General features: G+C 50.6%; 15 protein-coding genes and 1 other annotated feature. Of the genes, 10 read left to right on the forward strand and 5 right to left on the reverse strand.

The window, feature by feature from the left end; translation table 11 throughout:
* Positions 1 to 53: 53 nt before the first annotated feature.
* The 7 genes from EDM59_RS13475 to EDM59_RS13505 all read left to right on the forward strand — a co-directional run bounded on the left by EDM59_RS13475 (position 54) and on the right by EDM59_RS13505 (position 6791).
* A complete protein-coding gene (locus EDM59_RS13475; protein WP_122924079.1) occupies positions 54 to 2588 on the forward strand; it encodes a bifunctional diguanylate cyclase/phosphodiesterase in 2535 nt (844 codons plus the stop codon).
* A 51-nt stretch (positions 2589 to 2639) separates the two neighbouring features.
* Positions 2640 to 3005 (forward strand): response regulator, encoded by a 366-nt coding sequence (locus EDM59_RS13480; protein WP_122924080.1) that lies wholly within the window; start codon positions 2640 to 2642, stop codon positions 3003 to 3005.
* A gap of 230 nt (positions 3006 to 3235) precedes the next feature.
* On the forward strand, positions 3236 to 4135 hold the full coding sequence (locus EDM59_RS13485; protein WP_122924081.1) for a DMT family transporter: 900 nt from the start codon (positions 3236 to 3238) through the stop codon (positions 4133 to 4135).
* 100 nt (positions 4136 to 4235) lie between these two features.
* On the forward strand, positions 4236 to 4661 hold the full coding sequence (locus EDM59_RS13490; RefSeq protein WP_092266444.1) for a BlaI/MecI/CopY family transcriptional regulator: 426 nt from the start codon (positions 4236 to 4238) through the stop codon (positions 4659 to 4661).
* 3 nt (positions 4662 to 4664) lie between these two features.
* Positions 4665 to 5516, forward strand: coding sequence for a M56 family metallopeptidase (locus EDM59_RS13495; RefSeq protein ID WP_122924082.1), 852 nt, complete (start codon positions 4665 to 4667; stop codon positions 5514 to 5516).
* Between the two features lie 71 nt (positions 5517 to 5587).
* Positions 5588 to 5998 carry a DoxX family protein gene (locus tag EDM59_RS13500; protein ID WP_122924083.1) on the forward strand — a complete coding sequence of 137 codons (411 nt, stop codon included), beginning with the start codon at positions 5588 to 5590 and terminating at the stop codon, positions 5996 to 5998.
* A 175-nt stretch (positions 5999 to 6173) separates the two neighbouring features.
* Entirely contained in the window at positions 6174 to 6791 is a 618-nt protein-coding gene (locus EDM59_RS13505) for a hypothetical protein (RefSeq protein WP_148040837.1), read from the forward strand.
* A gap of 61 nt (positions 6792 to 6852) precedes the next feature.
* Here EDM59_RS13505 and nadD read toward each other — a convergent pair whose 3' ends face one another.
* The 4 genes from nadD to EDM59_RS13525 form a co-directional block, all read right to left on the reverse strand.
* A complete protein-coding gene (gene nadD, locus EDM59_RS13510) occupies positions 6853 to 7491 on the reverse strand; it encodes a nicotinate-nucleotide adenylyltransferase (RefSeq protein ID WP_122924085.1) in 639 nt (212 codons plus the stop codon).
* 31 nt (positions 7492 to 7522) lie between these two features.
* A complete protein-coding gene (locus tag EDM59_RS13515) occupies positions 7523 to 8431 on the reverse strand; it encodes a cysteine hydrolase family protein (RefSeq protein ID WP_122924086.1) in 909 nt (302 codons plus the stop codon).
* 154 nt (positions 8432 to 8585) lie between these two features.
* A complete protein-coding gene (locus tag EDM59_RS13520; RefSeq protein ID WP_122924087.1) occupies positions 8586 to 10709 on the reverse strand; it encodes an RNA degradosome polyphosphate kinase in 2124 nt (707 codons plus the stop codon).
* An 80-nt stretch (positions 10710 to 10789) separates the two neighbouring features.
* Positions 10790 to 12331: a Ppx/GppA phosphatase family protein gene (locus tag EDM59_RS13525; RefSeq protein ID WP_122924088.1), complete on the reverse strand. Its 1542-nt coding sequence runs from the start codon at positions 12329 to 12331 to the stop codon at positions 10790 to 10792.
* Positions 12332 to 12617: 286 nt separating this feature from the next.
* Positions 12618 to 12855: a binding site (T-box leader), on the forward strand.
* Between the two features lie 83 nt (positions 12856 to 12938).
* Between EDM59_RS13525 and EDM59_RS13535 the strand changes: the two genes are divergently transcribed.
* Positions 12939 to 13439 (forward strand): Lrp/AsnC family transcriptional regulator, encoded by a 501-nt coding sequence (locus EDM59_RS13535; RefSeq protein WP_092266437.1) that lies wholly within the window; start codon positions 12939 to 12941, stop codon positions 13437 to 13439.
* Entirely contained in the window at positions 13436 to 14614 is a 1179-nt protein-coding gene (locus EDM59_RS13540) for an aminotransferase (RefSeq protein ID WP_122924090.1), read from the forward strand. The genes EDM59_RS13535 and EDM59_RS13540 overlap by 4 nt, the downstream gene beginning before the upstream one ends.
* A 93-nt stretch (positions 14615 to 14707) precedes the next feature.
* On the opposite strand, the gene EDM59_RS13545 is transcribed toward EDM59_RS13540, so the two are convergent.
* Positions 14708 to 15064 (reverse strand): winged helix-turn-helix transcriptional regulator, encoded by a 357-nt coding sequence (locus EDM59_RS13545; protein WP_246011037.1) that lies wholly within the window; start codon positions 15062 to 15064, stop codon positions 14708 to 14710.
* A gap of 251 nt (positions 15065 to 15315) precedes the next feature.
* Between EDM59_RS13545 and EDM59_RS13550 the strand changes: the two genes are divergently transcribed.
* On the forward strand, positions 15316 to 15855 hold the full coding sequence (locus EDM59_RS13550) for an NAD(P)H-dependent oxidoreductase (RefSeq protein WP_122924104.1): 540 nt from the start codon (positions 15316 to 15318) through the stop codon (positions 15853 to 15855).
* The last annotated feature ends 139 nt before the right edge of the window (positions 15856 to 15994 follow it).

Below are 15994 nucleotides of genomic sequence, written 5' to 3' on the forward strand. Positions count from 1 at the left end.
GATTACCCCAGGATGATTGGAATGGAAACGGTAAGGGAGGAGGCTTTCCTAGGATGCGAGGATCAGTTGAGCTTGTGATAAAGAACCGTTGGATTAGCATATTTTCCTTGTTCTTTCTCGGTGCTGTCTTATTCTTTCAGCAAGAGTGGTACGGCTATTTTGGAAAAGATAATTATGTGATGATTCACCTAATGATCGAAATTCTTTTAATTGTTTCATCGATTGCAATCGCGATTCAGGCATGGATGTTTTTTCCCCATGTCTTTTCTCAAAAACGACTTTGGATGGGCGCTATTTTCCTGTCAGTTGGGGTGCTAGAGATATTCCATGCCCTTTCCTATAAAGGAATGCCATACTTTCTATCGGAAAGCTCTGCCTATAAGGCGACTTGGTTTTATTTGCTCTCCCGTCTGACCCTTGCGATCGGGCTGCTGCTTTTCGTGTTTGCAAAAGAAAAGCAGGCACTGCCTTTTCATAGATGGATGGCCTACTGCGTTTCTCTTGCCTATTCTCTGATCTGGATATTCATAATTTTTGATCCCAATCAGCTTTTGCCTGAGGTGGTCGTAGAAGGTGCAGGCACTACTGCTGTTAAAAATACGCTGCAGTATTTGGCCATTTTGATTCAGTCGTTATGTATATTTTTTTGTTTGAAGACACTTCGTTCATCATCTACTCTGCATCTCATGCTGCTGGTTGGCTCCGTGTATTTGATCATCAGTGATTTCCTATTCACAACGTATATGAGTGTGTATGATATGGCGAACTTAACCGGTCATTTTTTTCAGCTAGCTGCTTATTACTTTGTATTTACTGCGCTGTATTATGTTTCCGTAAAAGAACCCTATCAAAAGCTAAAGGAAGCAAAGGAACAGCTGCAGGAAAAAGAACGGTTCCTGCATACGATCACGTCTAGTATGGGAGAAGGGATCATCGTCATGGACATGGATGGGAACGTGACGTTTGTCAATCCAAAGGCAGAGCAATTGCTGCTATGGCAAAAAGATGAGCTCGTCGGGATGCATTATTCCCATCTCATCCAAGAGGCGGATGCCACGCTTCCTTCCCATCAACATGTCGAACATACAGCCTCCATGAGAACCACTGACATCCAGTTAAATCAAATGCATGAAAGCTTCTATATTCGCAAAGACAAAACAACCTTTCCCGGGTCCTATATCACCACTCCTTTCATTGAAAACGGTAACAATAAGGGCTTCATCATGGTATTCCGCGATATGAGTCAACAGAAGAGGGATCAGGAGTACATTACGTACATGGCTAACCACGATGAACTCACGCAGCTTCCCAATGCGAGATTCTTTTTAGAGAGGCTATCGGATGTCCTCGAGCAAAATAACGGGAGTAAAGTAGCCATTCTCTTGCTGGATATCGATCGATTTAAATCGATTAATGAATCACTGGGTATTTCTTTTGGGGATTTGGTTCTCAAGACCGTGGCAAGCCGTATTCACGGGGCTCTTCCTTCAGAGGTGTTCTTTAGTCGGTTGAGGGGAGATGAATTCGCCCTCTTCGTAGCTTCCTCACAGGCAGACGAAGAAACCATTTCGATTAGCCAACGCATTCAAGAAATCATGAGGGAGCCATTTGCGCTGCAGCATCTCCTTTTAAATATCACGGTGAGCATCGGTATAGCCGTATGTCCAGACGATGGGCATAGTCGAAGCGACCTGGTTAAGTACGCTCAAATAGCCAAAAATGAAGCAAAAAGAGAGGGGCAGCGCTTTAAACGCTTCCATCCCACGATGGACAAGCAGCTCCTCGAGCGACTGGTTTTGGAGCATGATCTGCACAAAGCTCTTTCCCGGGACGAGTTTCTCGTCGTTTACCAGCCGCAGATTGATGTGCACACCGGGCAAATCATTTCAGTAGAGGCGTTGATTCGCTGGAACCATCCTGTTCGTGGCTGGATATCTCCGCTTCATTTCATACCGCTTGCCGAAGAGAACGGGTTAATTGTTCCGATCGGGGAGTGGATGCTCAGGACCGCTTGCAGGCAATTAAAAGAGTGGCATAACCAAGGCTTTACCTCTCTGGGCGTATCCGTCAATTTGTCCATGCGGCAATTTTTTCAGCAAGATTTAGTGGATATGATTGACCGTATTCTAAAAGAGAGCAAGCTTTCGTCCCCGTATCTTGAATTGGAGATCACGGAAAGTATGACGATGAACGTCAACCACACCATTGACATGCTGCATAAACTAAAAAAACTAGGTGTGAAAATCGCCGTAGATGATTTTGGGACAGGGTACTCCTCTCTTCTCTATCTAAAGGAGTTTCCCATCGATCGCTTAAAAATAGATCGATCGTTTATTCGCGATGTCACTACGAACAAGCATGATGCAGCGATCATTTCCATGATTGTCTCTATCGCCAATCACCTTGAAATGGAGGTGATTGCTGAGGGTGTGGAGCACGTAGACCAATTGGATTTCTTATGGGAGCAACAATGTCGGCAGGTTCAGGGATACCTTTTCAGTCCCCCTATTTTACCCGAGCAGTTACCTCTGCACTTTCATGAGATACAGAAGCGTTCCATTTCCTACCGCAGCCGTGTAGGGATGTAATGCTCCTTGTCTCACGGCTTCTACTTCACATAATGGAAAAGGGGCACCCCTATGACGAAAAAAATAATGGTTGTGGATGATACGGCATTTATGAGAAGCGTATTGAAAAATATGATCGTCGAAGAATTTGCCTATACGGTGATAGAGGCTTCAACCGGACAAGAGGCATTTGAAAAATACAAATTGGAAAGACCGGACCTTATCACGATGGATATCACCATGCCAGAGGTGGATGGGATCGCCGCGCTGAAACTGATCAAAAATTTTGACCCGCAAGCCAAGGTGATGATGTGCTCGGCAATGGGGCAGAAGGCAATGGTCATTGAGGCGCTGCAATTTGGAGCGGTGGATTTTATTGTGAAGCCTTTTCAAAAAGATAAAATTGTAAACACGATTCGTAATCAAATGTCCAAGTGAAATCTTAAAACGGCATAACGCCAGGGACTGGGGCCAAGATCGATGTGTCGATTTGGTCCCCGTCCTTTTTTGCTTTACGGTCCATGCAATATGCCAGGGAACCATTCGCACACCGATGACGGATATAGGGTCTTGTAATGAGCAGGCAAATGGGTATAGACTAGACGATGCTCAGGCTTTCCTTTCGTTTAGAGAGTGACTGCCAAAAAGTAAGAAAAGGGAGGTCCCTCATGGGAAATTCGACGAGGAAAACCACACTCGCCATCGCTTGCCTGGTCCTGATCTGGGGCATCTCCTGGTCCATCTACAAAGTGGCGCTGCCTTATACTCCACCTCTTCTATTCGCAGGAATGCGGGCGTTCTTAGGAGGCTTGCTGCTGGCTGTATTTTTAATTCCTACCTGGAAAAAAATGAAATGGCGACAGAACTGGTCCCGTTACTGTGTGTCCGCTTTGCTCAATGCGGCTCTTTTTTATGGCATGCAAACAGCAGGTCTGGTGTACTTGCCAGGTGGGCTGTTCTCGGTACTCGTGTATTTTCAGCCAGTGCTGATCGGCTTGTTCGCTTGGCTTTGGTTAGGCGAGAAGATGTCTCTACTAAAGATCGTGGGCTTGCTGATTGGGTTTTGCGGGATTCTGGCGGTCAGTGCAGATGGCCTGCATGGACAAATATCGATCGTCGGTGTTGTGCTTGCGATCTTGACTGCGATCAGCTGGGCACTCGGCGTCATTTACGTGAAAAGAGAGAGCAGCAAGGTAGATTCCCTGTGGATGGTTGCCCTGCAATTTGTGATTGGCGGCGCACTGCTGACAGGAGCAGGGACTATTTTCGAGAGCTGGTCAGATATCGTCTGGAGCGGCGGCTACGTGTTTGGATTAGGGTTCGGTGCGACACTCGGCATACCCGTTGCGTTTGTCATCTACTTCCATCTGATGAATAGCGGCGATGCGAGCAAGATTGCGTCCTTCACGTTCCTGGTTCCTTTGATTGCGGTAGCGACGGGTACGCTGTTTTTGCACGAGCCGTTTACGTATTCGCTGGTTGCCGGGTTGGTACTGATTGTCCTGAGTATTTGCTTGGTAAACTATCGAAGCAAGAAACAAAAGGTTCGGATCGCATCTGAAGCTTGAAGAAGGGAAGAAAGTCAACAGGCTCGGGCTGGAAAATAGTCCCGGGCCTGTTGACTTCCATAGATTCCAACACTACAATTGGTAGTGTGAGGTGAATGCAATGAAACTGCAGCACTTTAAGATGAAAGAGAGCGGCTTGAATCGTTTTTTTGGCCCGCTTGAGGCAAAGATCATGGAAATTCTGTGGGACAGCCGCGAGCTCGCGCATGAGCTGAGTATTAAAGACGTACAGCAAAAGCTCGAATCGGACAAGCAAGTCAATTTCAACACGGTCATGACCGTCATGAATCGGCTGGTGGAAAAAGGCTTTCTAGAAAAAAGAGCGGCTGGGCGCTCCTCCTTGTTTCAGCCCGTACAGTCCAAGGAGGATTTTATCAATAATCAATCCAAGGAACTGACGCATGAGCTGATGGAGGAATTCGGACCGCTCGCGATCACGCATATGCTCGATGAGCTGGAGGATGCGGATCCAGAGCTGTTGGAGCTGCTGGAAGAAAAAATCAATTCTTTGAAAAAGGGAAAATAAGCCATGTGGGAAAATCGATCGCGAATGCTCTTTTTGTCGGGGCTTACGATAGCCGCACTCGTTTCTATTCAAATGGGTATGTACTTGTTTTACACCATGATGGGTTGGGATCTGCATTTCAACTTTCTGCAGCTGTGCAAAACGACGATTCATTCCCTTGGCTTTTCCTCGGCGGGCTGTCTGCTCGACGTTCTGGTACTGTATACGTTTGTATGGGCGATCTGGATGACAGTCAGGCAAATTCGGCTGTGCCGCCGGTTTGATGCGACTCTGCTGCGGAATCTGCATGTGGAAAAGACCAATCAGCTGAGAGGCGCCTATCGCTTTGGCAAAGACGATGTTTACGTGGTCAACAGTCGCGAGCCTTTGGCATTTACGGTGGGACTGCGCCGACGCCGGATTGTGCTTTCGACAGGCTTGCTGGATTTGCTGGACGAAAGAGAGCTGGCGGCCGTGATTCATCATGAAGCGTACCACGAGGAACACGCTGATCCGTTGAAGGTATTTTTCCTTTCCCTGCTTGCCAACGTTTTCTGGTACTTGCCCGTCTTGAAGCATATTCATTCGCATTACAAAGTGGTGCGTGAAGTGCTGGCTGACCGTCACGCGATGGAACAGACAGGGGGAATGGCCGATTTGGGCAGAGCACTCCTGAAGCTGCTGAAACAAAGGCAAACCGCTTCGGTCACACAGGCTGCTCATGTGTCCTTTGCTGATACGGCGATCAACTATCGTATTCAACGGCTGCTGGATCCGAAAAAAGAGGCACCTTTTCAAGTGCCGACAGTATCCGTATGTATTTCCCTTGGTGTCATCTTCTTGTTAAGTCAGCTTTTCTGGGTCTCTATGGCCTGATTTTTTTACACGATTACACTACAGCGTGTAGTTTAAATCGACTAATCCAATATCTCGAAGGAGGAATCGAAATGAGTAAGAAAACGATGCAGGAAGTAGGAGCATTGCTGGTACGTGTCATACTGGGGCTCGTCTTCATCAATCACGGACTGGACAAGTTTCAGGCGTTGGAGGGGACAGCAGGATTTTTCTCTTCGCTGGGCATTCCAGGATGGATGGCGAATGTCGTGGCAACGATTGAGCTGTTTGGGGGAATCCTTGTCCTGATCGGGCTGGGAACACGAATCGTCCCCCTTTTGTTTGCCTGGATCATGATCGTCGTCATGGTTATCATGCCAAGTGAAAGAGGATTTTTCACGGGCAACGAGCTGCACATTGCCTTGCTTACCATGTCCCTTTACCTGGTGCTCGCAGGCAGTCCTCTCTTGGCGGTGGAAAAGCTGCTGCCTTTCGGGCAAAAAAGACTGGAAGAAGCGAAGTAGCGAATAAGCGAACGATGCAAGTGGCAGTTAGGAAAAGCAGTCCTGACTGCCTTTTTTGTGTGGAAATAGGCTGGTAAAATATCCTTAGAAACTTCTGGAAATGGGAAAGGGAGATGGGGAGCGGACGAAGGCATAATCCACGTAAAAAGGAATACATAATGACGAGGTGATTGGATTGAGGCGTCCAGTTGTGCTACTCACGATGATTTGCGTTCTTCTCGCAAGCTGTTCTACGCAAACGGCCATGCCGCAAACAGCATCAAAAGTCACGCAAGCGAATGCTTCCCCAGAAGCCCCTGTGATACCGGCGAAAGCGGCTGCTCAAGCTTCCGCAGAAGCCCCTGTGATACCGGAAAAAGCGGCTGCGCAAGCTTCCACACAGGCTCCCGTGTCTCCGGCTGTTCCACAGGCTGCTGCCGCCAAAGCTGCAAAAGCCCCGATTCCAGCACCAGCTGCCGTGGATGTAAAGATCACATTGATTAGCGCTGCCCTGGTCCAAAACAATCATGTCGGCAACGAATGGGGATATGCTGCTGCTGTAAATGCCCAGCCGATACAGATTGGCGAGACCATGAACGCGAAGCTGAATCCTGCTGATCGGCTCGTTTTGGAAGCGAGCGCAACGGAGGCCGACAAATATCCCGACAACGGAAATGCCACCAGCGAAATAGCAGTGAGCTCTTTGACCGAGCAGCATACGACTGCCCAACTGGATGTGATCGTAACGGAAAATCGGGGAAGATATTCGGGCAACACCGCAAAGTGGCGCTTTGTCTTTCAAATCGAAAAATAAAAAAACACAGTCGCGCCTATTTGCCGGCTGTGTTTTTTTACGAGCAGGGAGCAGGTATGACTCACTCGCGAATCTCGCGGTAAATGCCTTTTTCATAAATATATTGCAGGCAGACATCGGGCAAAAGAAAGCTGGGGTCGCCGCCTTTGCGAATTTCGTCGCGTATGTAGGTCGAGCTGATGCCCATGTTGATTCCTTTGCTCATGATTAAAAAATGCTCGTCATGATTGCGCAGCAGCGGGTCCTCTGCGATCAGATCGGCGGATGGATAGCCTTCACGAGACATGACGATGAACTGAAATTGGGATACGAGCTTCTCGGCATTGCCCCAGCTGGACAGGCCAGCGAGCAGATCAGAGCCCATGATAAAGTACAGCTCGTCGTTCGGGTATTTTTTTCGTAAATGAATCATGGTGTCATACGTATAGGTCTCTCCCGGCAAGGCGTCCATTTCCACCGTCGATATTTCAAAGAGCGGCTCTCCCAAGCTGTTCTTTTTATGCGCGCTGGTCTCAAGGGCCATCTTCAGCATGTTCAGGCGGTGCTCATCATCGGTCTGCAGCTTTTTGTCGTGCCGCAGGGAAGAGCAGGGCACAAAAATCACCTTGTCCAGGCGTCTGCGGCGCGCGACTGTAGCTGCCGTGAAGAGATGGCTGTAGGTAATGGGATCGAAGCTGCTGCCGTATATACCGATTCTCATCCAGATCGCTCCTTTTCATCGTCATCTGCTATTACAGCGTGCAAGCGGTAGAGGTCGTGACCGTGATTCCATACGTCTCCTGAAAGTGGGCAAGCGTCACTTCGGTGCTCGCCTCGAAGCCAGGAATGGGGCTCATGCAATCGGAAAGAACGACGATGCGAGAAGTCACGTCCGGCTCCGCCTGGTAGTGCTCCAGAATCTGTCGCAGGGACTCCAGTACACAGTGAGATTTCGCTTCTCCGACCACGATGATCCGATCGTAGTTTTTCAGCTCGCGCAAAAGCTCCACGTTGCCTGGTTCGTCGGCGGGAGCCACTTCCGGTTTGATGATGCCGTACATTTCACTCAAGGGTTCCAGGCCTTTGACAATTCGCAAGGGCGTCGAGCGACGAGCTGCGGAATGGAAGAAGACCATATTGGCAAACTGACTCTCCAAGGCTGCGCCATAGGAACCTTCGAGGCAATGGTACGGCCAGATGCAGAGCTCTTTTTTGCTTTGCTCCGCGAGCTTTTGGACGTAAGCAAGACTCTCCTCGGCGTCATGGACAGGCAGCCACCTTCCGCTCTGTACGTCTTCTGGTGTAATGATCGTAAAGGGCGCAGGATGATTCCCCTCTGCGTCCACCCACCAGATGGGGTGAAAGATTTGATCGGGCTGATGGGTATCGAGGGAAACGGCAATTCGCGTGATTTTCTCCAGATGTGTGTACAGAAAGCGTACCGCATTTTGTATGTCTTGGTGTGAGCCAGGTACCGCCAGTTGACCCTTTTCCATAAAGTCATTTTGCATATCAATGGCCAGAAAGAGAATTTTCTCTGAATCGTTCGAAGCGGGGGAGAGCTCCTCCAAAGAGGCTTTGTCCAACAAGGTGTTCAGGCCAATCTCAGCGGGGAGTCCAATGCGGTGCTCCTCAAAAATGTCGTGAAGCGGCGTTTTCATCGCGAGGTCTCTCCTTATCCAAAAAGGCTGTTTTCTCCATTAAAGCCAAAAAACACGAATTGCACAACCGACTGGAAGGGAAAAAAAGAAAAAGCCAACGTGCCTGCATAGAGGCGGCGTCAGCTGCTGTTACCTGAAAAAGACATGCGGGTGTTTACTGCAGGAGGGACGTGATCGGTTTCATACGGGGAACGGCGAGTTCGAGCTCCCTTTTTTGATTATGCATAAACGTTTCCTCCCAAAAGAGCTGCTGGCTGTTCATCGGAAACGCGCTCTTCGGCTGCACGCGGACGTACGTGCCGTCCGGCATGAGCTGATGCGCTTTGGCATCGTCCTGTAGCATCGTCTCCAGAAGCGCTGTGATGCGTCTGCGCAAATCCCGCTGCAGGATTGGAAAGAGAATTTCAACACGCGCCATCATGTTTCGCGTCATCCAGTCTGCACTGGAAAGATAGATTTGCGGATCGCCGCCGTTACAAAAATGAAAGATGCGGCTATGCTCCAGGTTGCGTCCGACGATGCTGATGACGCGGATGTTTTCGCTGACCCCCGGGATGCCCGGGCGCAGGCAGCAGATCCCGCGGACGATCAGGTCGATCTTGACTCCCGCACAGGATGCCTCATAGAGAGCCATCATAATTTCTTTATCTGTCAACGAATTCATCTTGGCTATGAGATATGCCGGCTTCCCGGCAAGACTGTTTTCGATTTCACGCTGGATGAGCGAAAGAAACGTGTCACGCAAGCCGGTAGGAGCCGTGGAAATGACTTTCCATTCAGGCGGGTAGGAGTAGCCGGACAGATGGTTGAAAAAGTGCGTCGCGTCTGTCCCGAAGTCCTCGTGTGCCGTAAACATTCCAATATCCGTATAGGTTCCCGCCGTCTTGTCGTTGTAATTTCCGGTGCTCAAGTGCACGTATCTGCGCAAGCCGTTTTCTTCTGCGCGTACGACGAGAGTGATCTTGCTGTGGGTCTTTAAGCCCGCGAGTCCGTAGATGACGTGGCAGCCCGCGTTTTCCAGCTTTTTCGCCCAGACGATGTTGTTCTCCTCGTCAAAGCGGGCTTTCAGTTCCAGAAGCACCATCACCTGCTTGCCGTTGTCAGCTGCTTTCAGCAAGGCGTTGACGATCGGGGAATCGCCGCTGACGCGATACAGCGTCTGCTTGATCGCGAGTACCTTTGGATCCTCAGCAGCCTCTTGCACGAAGCGAATCACAGGATCGAACGACTCGTACGGATGATGAAGCAGCAGGTCACGTCTTTCGATAGCAGAGAAGATGTCACCATCGCCAAAGAAATCCAGTGGCTGCTGGGGAGTAAGCGGTTCAAAACGCAGGTGATCATAGCCTTCCAGCGCATGGAAGCGGAAGAAGAAGGTAGGGTCGAGCGGACCTGCAAACCGATAGATTTCCGGCTCGTCCAGCTCCAGCCAATCCAGGAGCGTCGCTTGCAGAAACGCGCTCATGGACGCATCCACTGCGAGGCGGGAAGGCTCTCCCATCTTCCGTTTTTTCAGCTCCTGCTCGATTGCTTCCAGCAGGTCTTCGGTTTCGTCCTCATCGATGGTCAAATCAGCGTTGCGGGTGATGCGAAATGGACATGTTTCCAGGATATTGTAGCCGCGAAACAAGCTATCCATATGCTCGGAAATGACGTCCTCGAGGAGAATAAAATGCGCCTCGCCTACAGGAGAGGGCAGCTCGAGAAAACGGGGGACGACGGAGGGAACCTGCACCACGGCAAACAAGGGACCTTCGCTGTCCACATCGTCATCCTCGAGCAAAACGGCGAGATTCAAGCTTTTGTTCAACAGCATGGGAAACGGATGACTGGCATCTACGGCCATCGGGGTTAGCACCGGATACAGCTGGTGGTGAAAAAACGAGTGTACAAAATCCGCCTGCTCCTCGTTTAGCTGCTTCGCTTTCAGGAAGCGAATGCCCGCTTTATGCAGCTCGGGTGTGATATCCTCCCGCAGGATCGCGAACATGTTCTGCATGACTTCATGGGTGCGCTCCCATACGGCGTGCAGCTGTTCGAGCGGCGTCATCCCCGACTTGTTGTCCGGCTTGGTAAGACCCGCCTTGACCTGATCCTTCAAGCCGGCTACCCGCACCATGAAAAATTCATCAAAATTGCTGCTGGCGATCGCGATGAACTTCAAACGCTCAAAGAGAGGATTGCTCTCGCTCTTGGCTTCCATCAGCACGCGCTCGTTAAAGGCGATCCAGCTTAGTTCTCGATTAATGTAATAGTCTGGAATGCGAAAGTCCTTCATCCTGGCCCAACCTTTATAGGAAAAATGGGGAAATTGACCACTGATCAGGACAAGTATAGCAGTCTAGTGTTAAGGGATTGTTAAGGTTTGGCAGGGCTATCGTCTACGACCGGACGAAATGAGAGGGGCAGCTTCCATGCCTTGCTCAGCTTGGCGAGGGGTTCGTCCAACAGGGAATACTCCAGCAGTCCATCCCGTTTTCCCAGGCAAAGGAGCGTGAGTGGTCCGTCATCATCCGTCAGCCGGATCGTGTGTATAGCTTGTGACATGGAGCGATCCAGCATCCGTGCCAGCAGGACGAGGTGACCAAGCTTTTCGACGAGGCTCTTGTCCGTTTTGGAAACGATGTCTGTATGCTTCGCCAGCTGGCTTTGCAGAAGCTTGTTGCTTTTAAAAGAGGCAATCATGGCGATCAGGAGTCTTTCCCGATGGGTGTACCCTGCCAAAAGTACGTGCGACAGTAAATAAAACGTATGCTCGGAAGCTTCATGGACGTTGATTGTACGCCCTACATCGTGCAGGAGTGCGGCTGCCTCCAGCAGATCGCGTTCCCCTTGCCCATACGTGTGATGACCAAACGTCTGGAGCTGATCGAACAGCGACAAGGAGAGCTTGCTGACGTGAATGGCGTGCGGCTTGTTGACCTGATAGCGGTTCATGAACTGGTCGATGCTTCGCTCATGCACCACCCGGATGGAGGTTGGAGCGGCGGTTCCCCAGACGACTTCGGATAGTATCCCGTCGCGCAGCCCTTTGTTGCTGACGATCAGCTCTGGGCTTCCTGCATGACGCAGCAGGCTCTCAAACACCGTGATGCCAGCAAGAATCACATCTGCCCTATCCTTGGAGATGCCGGGGACCTGTCTGCGTTCTTCGAGTGAAAGCAGACTGAGCTGCTCCAATATCCCTGCGACTTGCTCGGTATCGAGCGGGTAATGGTGGAAGCTGTCCATGCTGTATTGCACGGCTCGCTGTTGAATTTTGGCCAGATTTCGGGCTGTGCCGCCAATGGCAATCACGGGACAATGCCTGCTTAGCAGCCAAGGGCAGGAGGAAAAGGCAGTGCTCAAGAAATGCTCCAGCGAAGAGAGTTCCTCAGCAGTCGGTACCTCGCTGTGAAAAAACATGCGCGTCAGGGAGACGATCCCGAAAGGAAAGCTGTGAGAGGCCTGAAGCTCGCGGTTGGAAAAAAAGGTGACTTCGGTACTCCCCCCGCCGATATCGATGGTGATCCCTTCGTCGATGCTCATACTGTTCACGACGGCGAGATAGCCGTAGCGAGCTTCGTCTTCGCCGCCGAGGACGCGGACGCTGATTCCTGTCTCTTTGGATATGCGATCGATCAGCTCGCTGCCGTTATCCGACTGACGTACGGCAGCAGTTGCTACAGCAATGATGTCCTTTATATTTCTTGCTTCCAGCAGATCTTTGAATTGCCGCATGCAGTCGATGGTCTTGGTGATCCCCTCTTCATCCATGTGGCCGTCTTGCACATGATTGCTGAGTCGCAGTCCGCGTTTGATATTGTCCACTTCTGTCACGAGACCTTGTGAATCTTGCTCGTAGACGACCAATCTGGCAGTGTTTGAGCCTAGATCTATGACGCCGAAATTACGATTCATGCTACTCCCCACTTTGCGTTCTTCTGTTCTGAGTACCTCCCATTATGCCACAGATTGGAAGGGTATGCCTGTTTCGTTATGGGAGGGGAAAACAGAGGGAATCTTGTTGAGAATGTATGGGTATTTATTTTGTTGATCAACTATTTTTCCTGTCATGATCACGTTATTCTTTTTTCACGCGCCAGTGCTGCACTCGCAGGACATCCCAAAAAGATGTCGGTTGACAACAGCTCAAAACCTTTTTATAATCTGAGACATTCAAGAAAACGTATAAGACCCATACGGAAGAAACGCCGTGAAAAGGAAAGTAAAAAAGGGATTTGACGTCCAGAGAGTCGCCTGTAAGCTGGGAGGGCGGCCGCGAACTCTTTTTGAAAGCCACCTTGGAGCCCTGCTTTTGAAATTGAGTAGAAAGCAGCGATTAGCCTACGTTATCAGGCGCATGTCAGTCATGACTGCCTAAGTTTCCCTTTTGCGAAAAGGGGAAAAAAGCTGAGTGGTACCGCGATACCTTCGCCTCAGCAATCGATTCCATGAACCATGGAGGAGATTGCTGGGGCTTTTTGATTTGTAACAGACATACGTAGAGAGAATGGAGTGGTGGGTTATGGATTCGAAAAAGCAACGCGAACTTCTGCATTTGCTGGAAGAGGACAGCCGCATGTCAGCTGAGCAAATCGGTAAAATGCTGGCGGAGCCAACAGAGGTGATCGAAAAGGCGATCGCCGCTTTGGAAGAGGAAAAAGTCATCGTCAAATACCCCGCACTGATCAACTGGGAGCGGGTGGAGGATCATCCGTACGTCAATGCGATGATCGATGTGAAGGTAACGCCCAAGCGCGACGTCGGGTTTGATGAGGTAGCGGAGCGTATCTGCCGCTTCCCAGAAGTAAAAGCCGTATACCTGATGTCAGGCGCGAGCTACGACTTGTCCGTGGTGCTCGAAGGAAAGACGATGCGGGAAGTCGCGACGTTCGTTTCGCAGAAGCTGGCGACGCTCGACTCCGTAGTCTCGACGGCCACTCACTTTATCTTGAAACGCTACAAGCATGATGGGATTGAATTGGAAGATCGCGATGAAGATCGCAGAATGGTGGTAACTCCATGAGTACGCAGCTATCCGTAAAAAGCCGTTTGTCGTCTACAGTCGCTTCCCTGAAGCCATCGGGAATTCGCCGTTTTTTCGATCTGGCAGCCTCGATGGAGGGAGTCATTTCACTCGGGGTCGGGGAGCCTGATTTTGTCACTCCTTGGCGCATGCGCGAAGCATCGATCTCGTCACTGGAGCGCGGCCATACCGCCTACACATCCAACGCGGGTATGCTCGAGCTGCGGGTAGAGATCCAGAAGTATCTGGAGGAGCGTTTTTCCGTCAGCTATCATCCGGAGAAGGAGATTTTGGTGACAGTAGGAGCCAGTGAAGCGATTGATATCGCGCTGCGCGCCATCCTGGATCCGGGAGATGAAGTGCTGGTCGTCGAGCCGTGCTACGTATCCTACGAGCCGGTCATTCGCCTGGCTGGCGGGGTGCCAGTGTTCCTGAAGACGACGATGGAAAACCAGTTCAAGCTGACACCACAAGAGCTGGAGACGCACATCACGCCACGGACCAAAGCGATTATTTTCTGCTATCCGAACAATCCGACAGGCGGCACGATGACTGCTGAAGAGTGGAAAACCCTGCTGCCTATCATCGAGAAGCACGATCTGCTGGTGATTTCCGATGAGATTTACGCCGAGCTGACGTACGGACGCATGCACGACAGCATCGCGGCGCTTCCGGGAATGAAGGACCGCACGATTCTGATCTCGGGCTTCTCCAAAGCGTTTGCCATGACAGGCTGGCGCCTCGGCTACGTCTGCGCCACCCCTGATCTGCTGGCAGGGATGCTGAAAATTCATCAATATACGATGCTGTGTGCACCGACGATGGCGCAGATGGCAGCACTGGAGGCGCTGCGTCACGGACGCTCGGACATGGAACGGATGATCGAGAGCTATCGCCAACGCCGCAATTACGTCGTGGATGGCTTCCGGGAAATCGGGCTGAGCTGCCACGAGCCGGATGGTGCATTCTACGCTTTTCCTTCGATCACATCTACAGGGCTGAGCTCGGCCGAGTTTGCCGAGAAGCTGTTAATGGAAGAGAAAGTAGCTGTCGTTCCGGGCGATGTATTCGGCGAAAGCGGTAATGGTCATATCCGCTGCTCGTATGCGACATCCATGGAGCAGCTGAAAAAAGCGCTGGAGCGGATGGAGCGTTTGATGGGGAAACTGTCGTAGGCTGTCCCATATATATAGAAGAAGAGTTCTCGAAAGAAGGGTCGCTTTCTTTTGAGGACTCTTTTTTGTTTCTCTTCTCGCCCCATCAAAGCCTCATCCCGAATGCTGATCATTTTGCTCCATGTAGGCCAAGTGCCGAAACCCCCACCCGCACATATCGCCCAAGACGGAGCTCAGCGTTTTTCCGTGCTCAGACAAGTAATACTCCACTTTGGGCGGGATCTCTTGATAGGGGCGGCGTACGATGAGACCGTCCTGCTCGAGCTCACGCAGCTGATTGGTCAGCATGCCCTGCGTGATATTTGGAAGCATGCGCCGCAGCTCTCCAAATCGCTTGGTGCCATCGTGCAGGAGGATGAATAAGATGAGCGGCTTCCACTTGCCGCCGATGACCTGAAGCGTGGCGAGAATTCCTTGTGTCCGTGTAGGATCGCGAAGTTCTTCTTGCACGTTTTTCCCTCCCTTCCTCATGCTCCATGTGCTCTTCGTTACTTTACCAGAGTATCCTGCTTTCTGACAGTACGCTGTTATTTCGTACCTAGTACGGTTTTTCATACTGTCTGCCCACAACCGAGCTGTCATCCATGGTACGGTTTTCAGGACGTAGTCTGAAGAAAAAGCGTACTTTTCAATCCTCCCTCTCTTTCGAATAATGGGGGATGTAATCCCGAGACGAAGCAACGAAAGAAAGGGTGTTCTTTGTGAAAATCATGGTGATAGCTGCGCATCCACGGCTCGCTGAATCTCGCGCCAATCGGGCGCTGTTGAGTGAATGGAAGAAGAATGGACAAGTGTTGGTCCGCGATCTGTATCAGGAGTATCCCGATTACCAGATTGATGTTCAGCGGGAGCAAGAGCTGCTGCTCGAATTTGAGAGGATTGTCTTTCAGTTCCCATTTTACTGGTACAGCTGCCCACCGCTTTTAAAGAAGTGGTTCGATGAAGTGCTTGTGTACGGCTGGGCATTTGGGCCAGAGGGCGTTCATCTGAAAGGGAAAGAATTTCTGGTCGCCACGACAGCAGGGGGGACGGAAAAGTCGTATCGTTCTGGTGGAGATAACTTTTACACGATCAGCGAGCTGCTTCGTCCTATTGAACGAACCTTGACGAAATGCAACGGAACGTTCCTGCCTGCCTTTGTCGTGTATGATGCCAATCAAGCTACAGACGAGATCCTCGCGCAAGAAGCGAAGCGTTGCGCGGAACACGTACAAACGTCCTTGAATGTTCTCTCACACTAAGGGACAAAAGGACCTTGGGGGATGTCCTTGAAGCAGATCAAACTGCTTATGGGGGCATCTTTTTCACGATCAAAAATGAAGAGAATTAGATCTTTACAAGCGCTTCGTACGGGAGTATTATTTGTTTCGTGATAAAGAC

Source organism: Brevibacillus nitrificans (assembly GCF_003710965.1).
GTDB classification, from domain to species: domain Bacteria; phylum Bacillota; class Bacilli; order Brevibacillales; family Brevibacillaceae; genus Brevibacillus; species Brevibacillus centrosporus.

Coding starts and splice junctions, on each gene's coding strand:
- EDM59_RS13485 (WP_122924081.1), top strand. CDS start 3,236: ATGGGAAATTCGACGAGGAAAACCACACTCGCCATCGCTTGCCTGGTC.
- EDM59_RS13515 (WP_122924086.1), bottom strand. CDS start 8,431: ATGAAAACGCCGCTTCACGACATTTTTGAGGAGCACCGCATTGGACTC.
- EDM59_RS13525 (WP_122924088.1), bottom strand. CDS start 12,331: ATGAATCGTAATTTCGGCGTCATAGATCTAGGCTCAAACACTGCCAGA.
- EDM59_RS13490 (WP_092266444.1), top strand. CDS start 4,236: ATGAAACTGCAGCACTTTAAGATGAAAGAGAGCGGCTTGAATCGTTTT.
- EDM59_RS13535 (WP_092266437.1), top strand. CDS start 12,939: ATGGATTCGAAAAAGCAACGCGAACTTCTGCATTTGCTGGAAGAGGAC.
- EDM59_RS13480 (WP_122924080.1), top strand. CDS start 2,640: ATGACGAAAAAAATAATGGTTGTGGATGATACGGCATTTATGAGAAGC.
- EDM59_RS13475 (WP_122924079.1), top strand. CDS start 54: ATGCGAGGATCAGTTGAGCTTGTGATAAAGAACCGTTGGATTAGCATA.
- EDM59_RS13495 (WP_122924082.1), top strand. CDS start 4,665: ATGTGGGAAAATCGATCGCGAATGCTCTTTTTGTCGGGGCTTACGATA.
- EDM59_RS13520 (WP_122924087.1), bottom strand. CDS start 10,709: ATGAAGGACTTTCGCATTCCAGACTATTACATTAATCGAGAACTAAGC.
- EDM59_RS13540 (WP_122924090.1), top strand. CDS start 13,436: ATGAGTACGCAGCTATCCGTAAAAAGCCGTTTGTCGTCTACAGTCGCT.
- EDM59_RS13500 (WP_122924083.1), top strand. CDS start 5,588: ATGAGTAAGAAAACGATGCAGGAAGTAGGAGCATTGCTGGTACGTGTC.
- nadD (WP_122924085.1), bottom strand. CDS start 7,491: ATGAGAATCGGTATATACGGCAGCAGCTTCGATCCCATTACCTACAGC.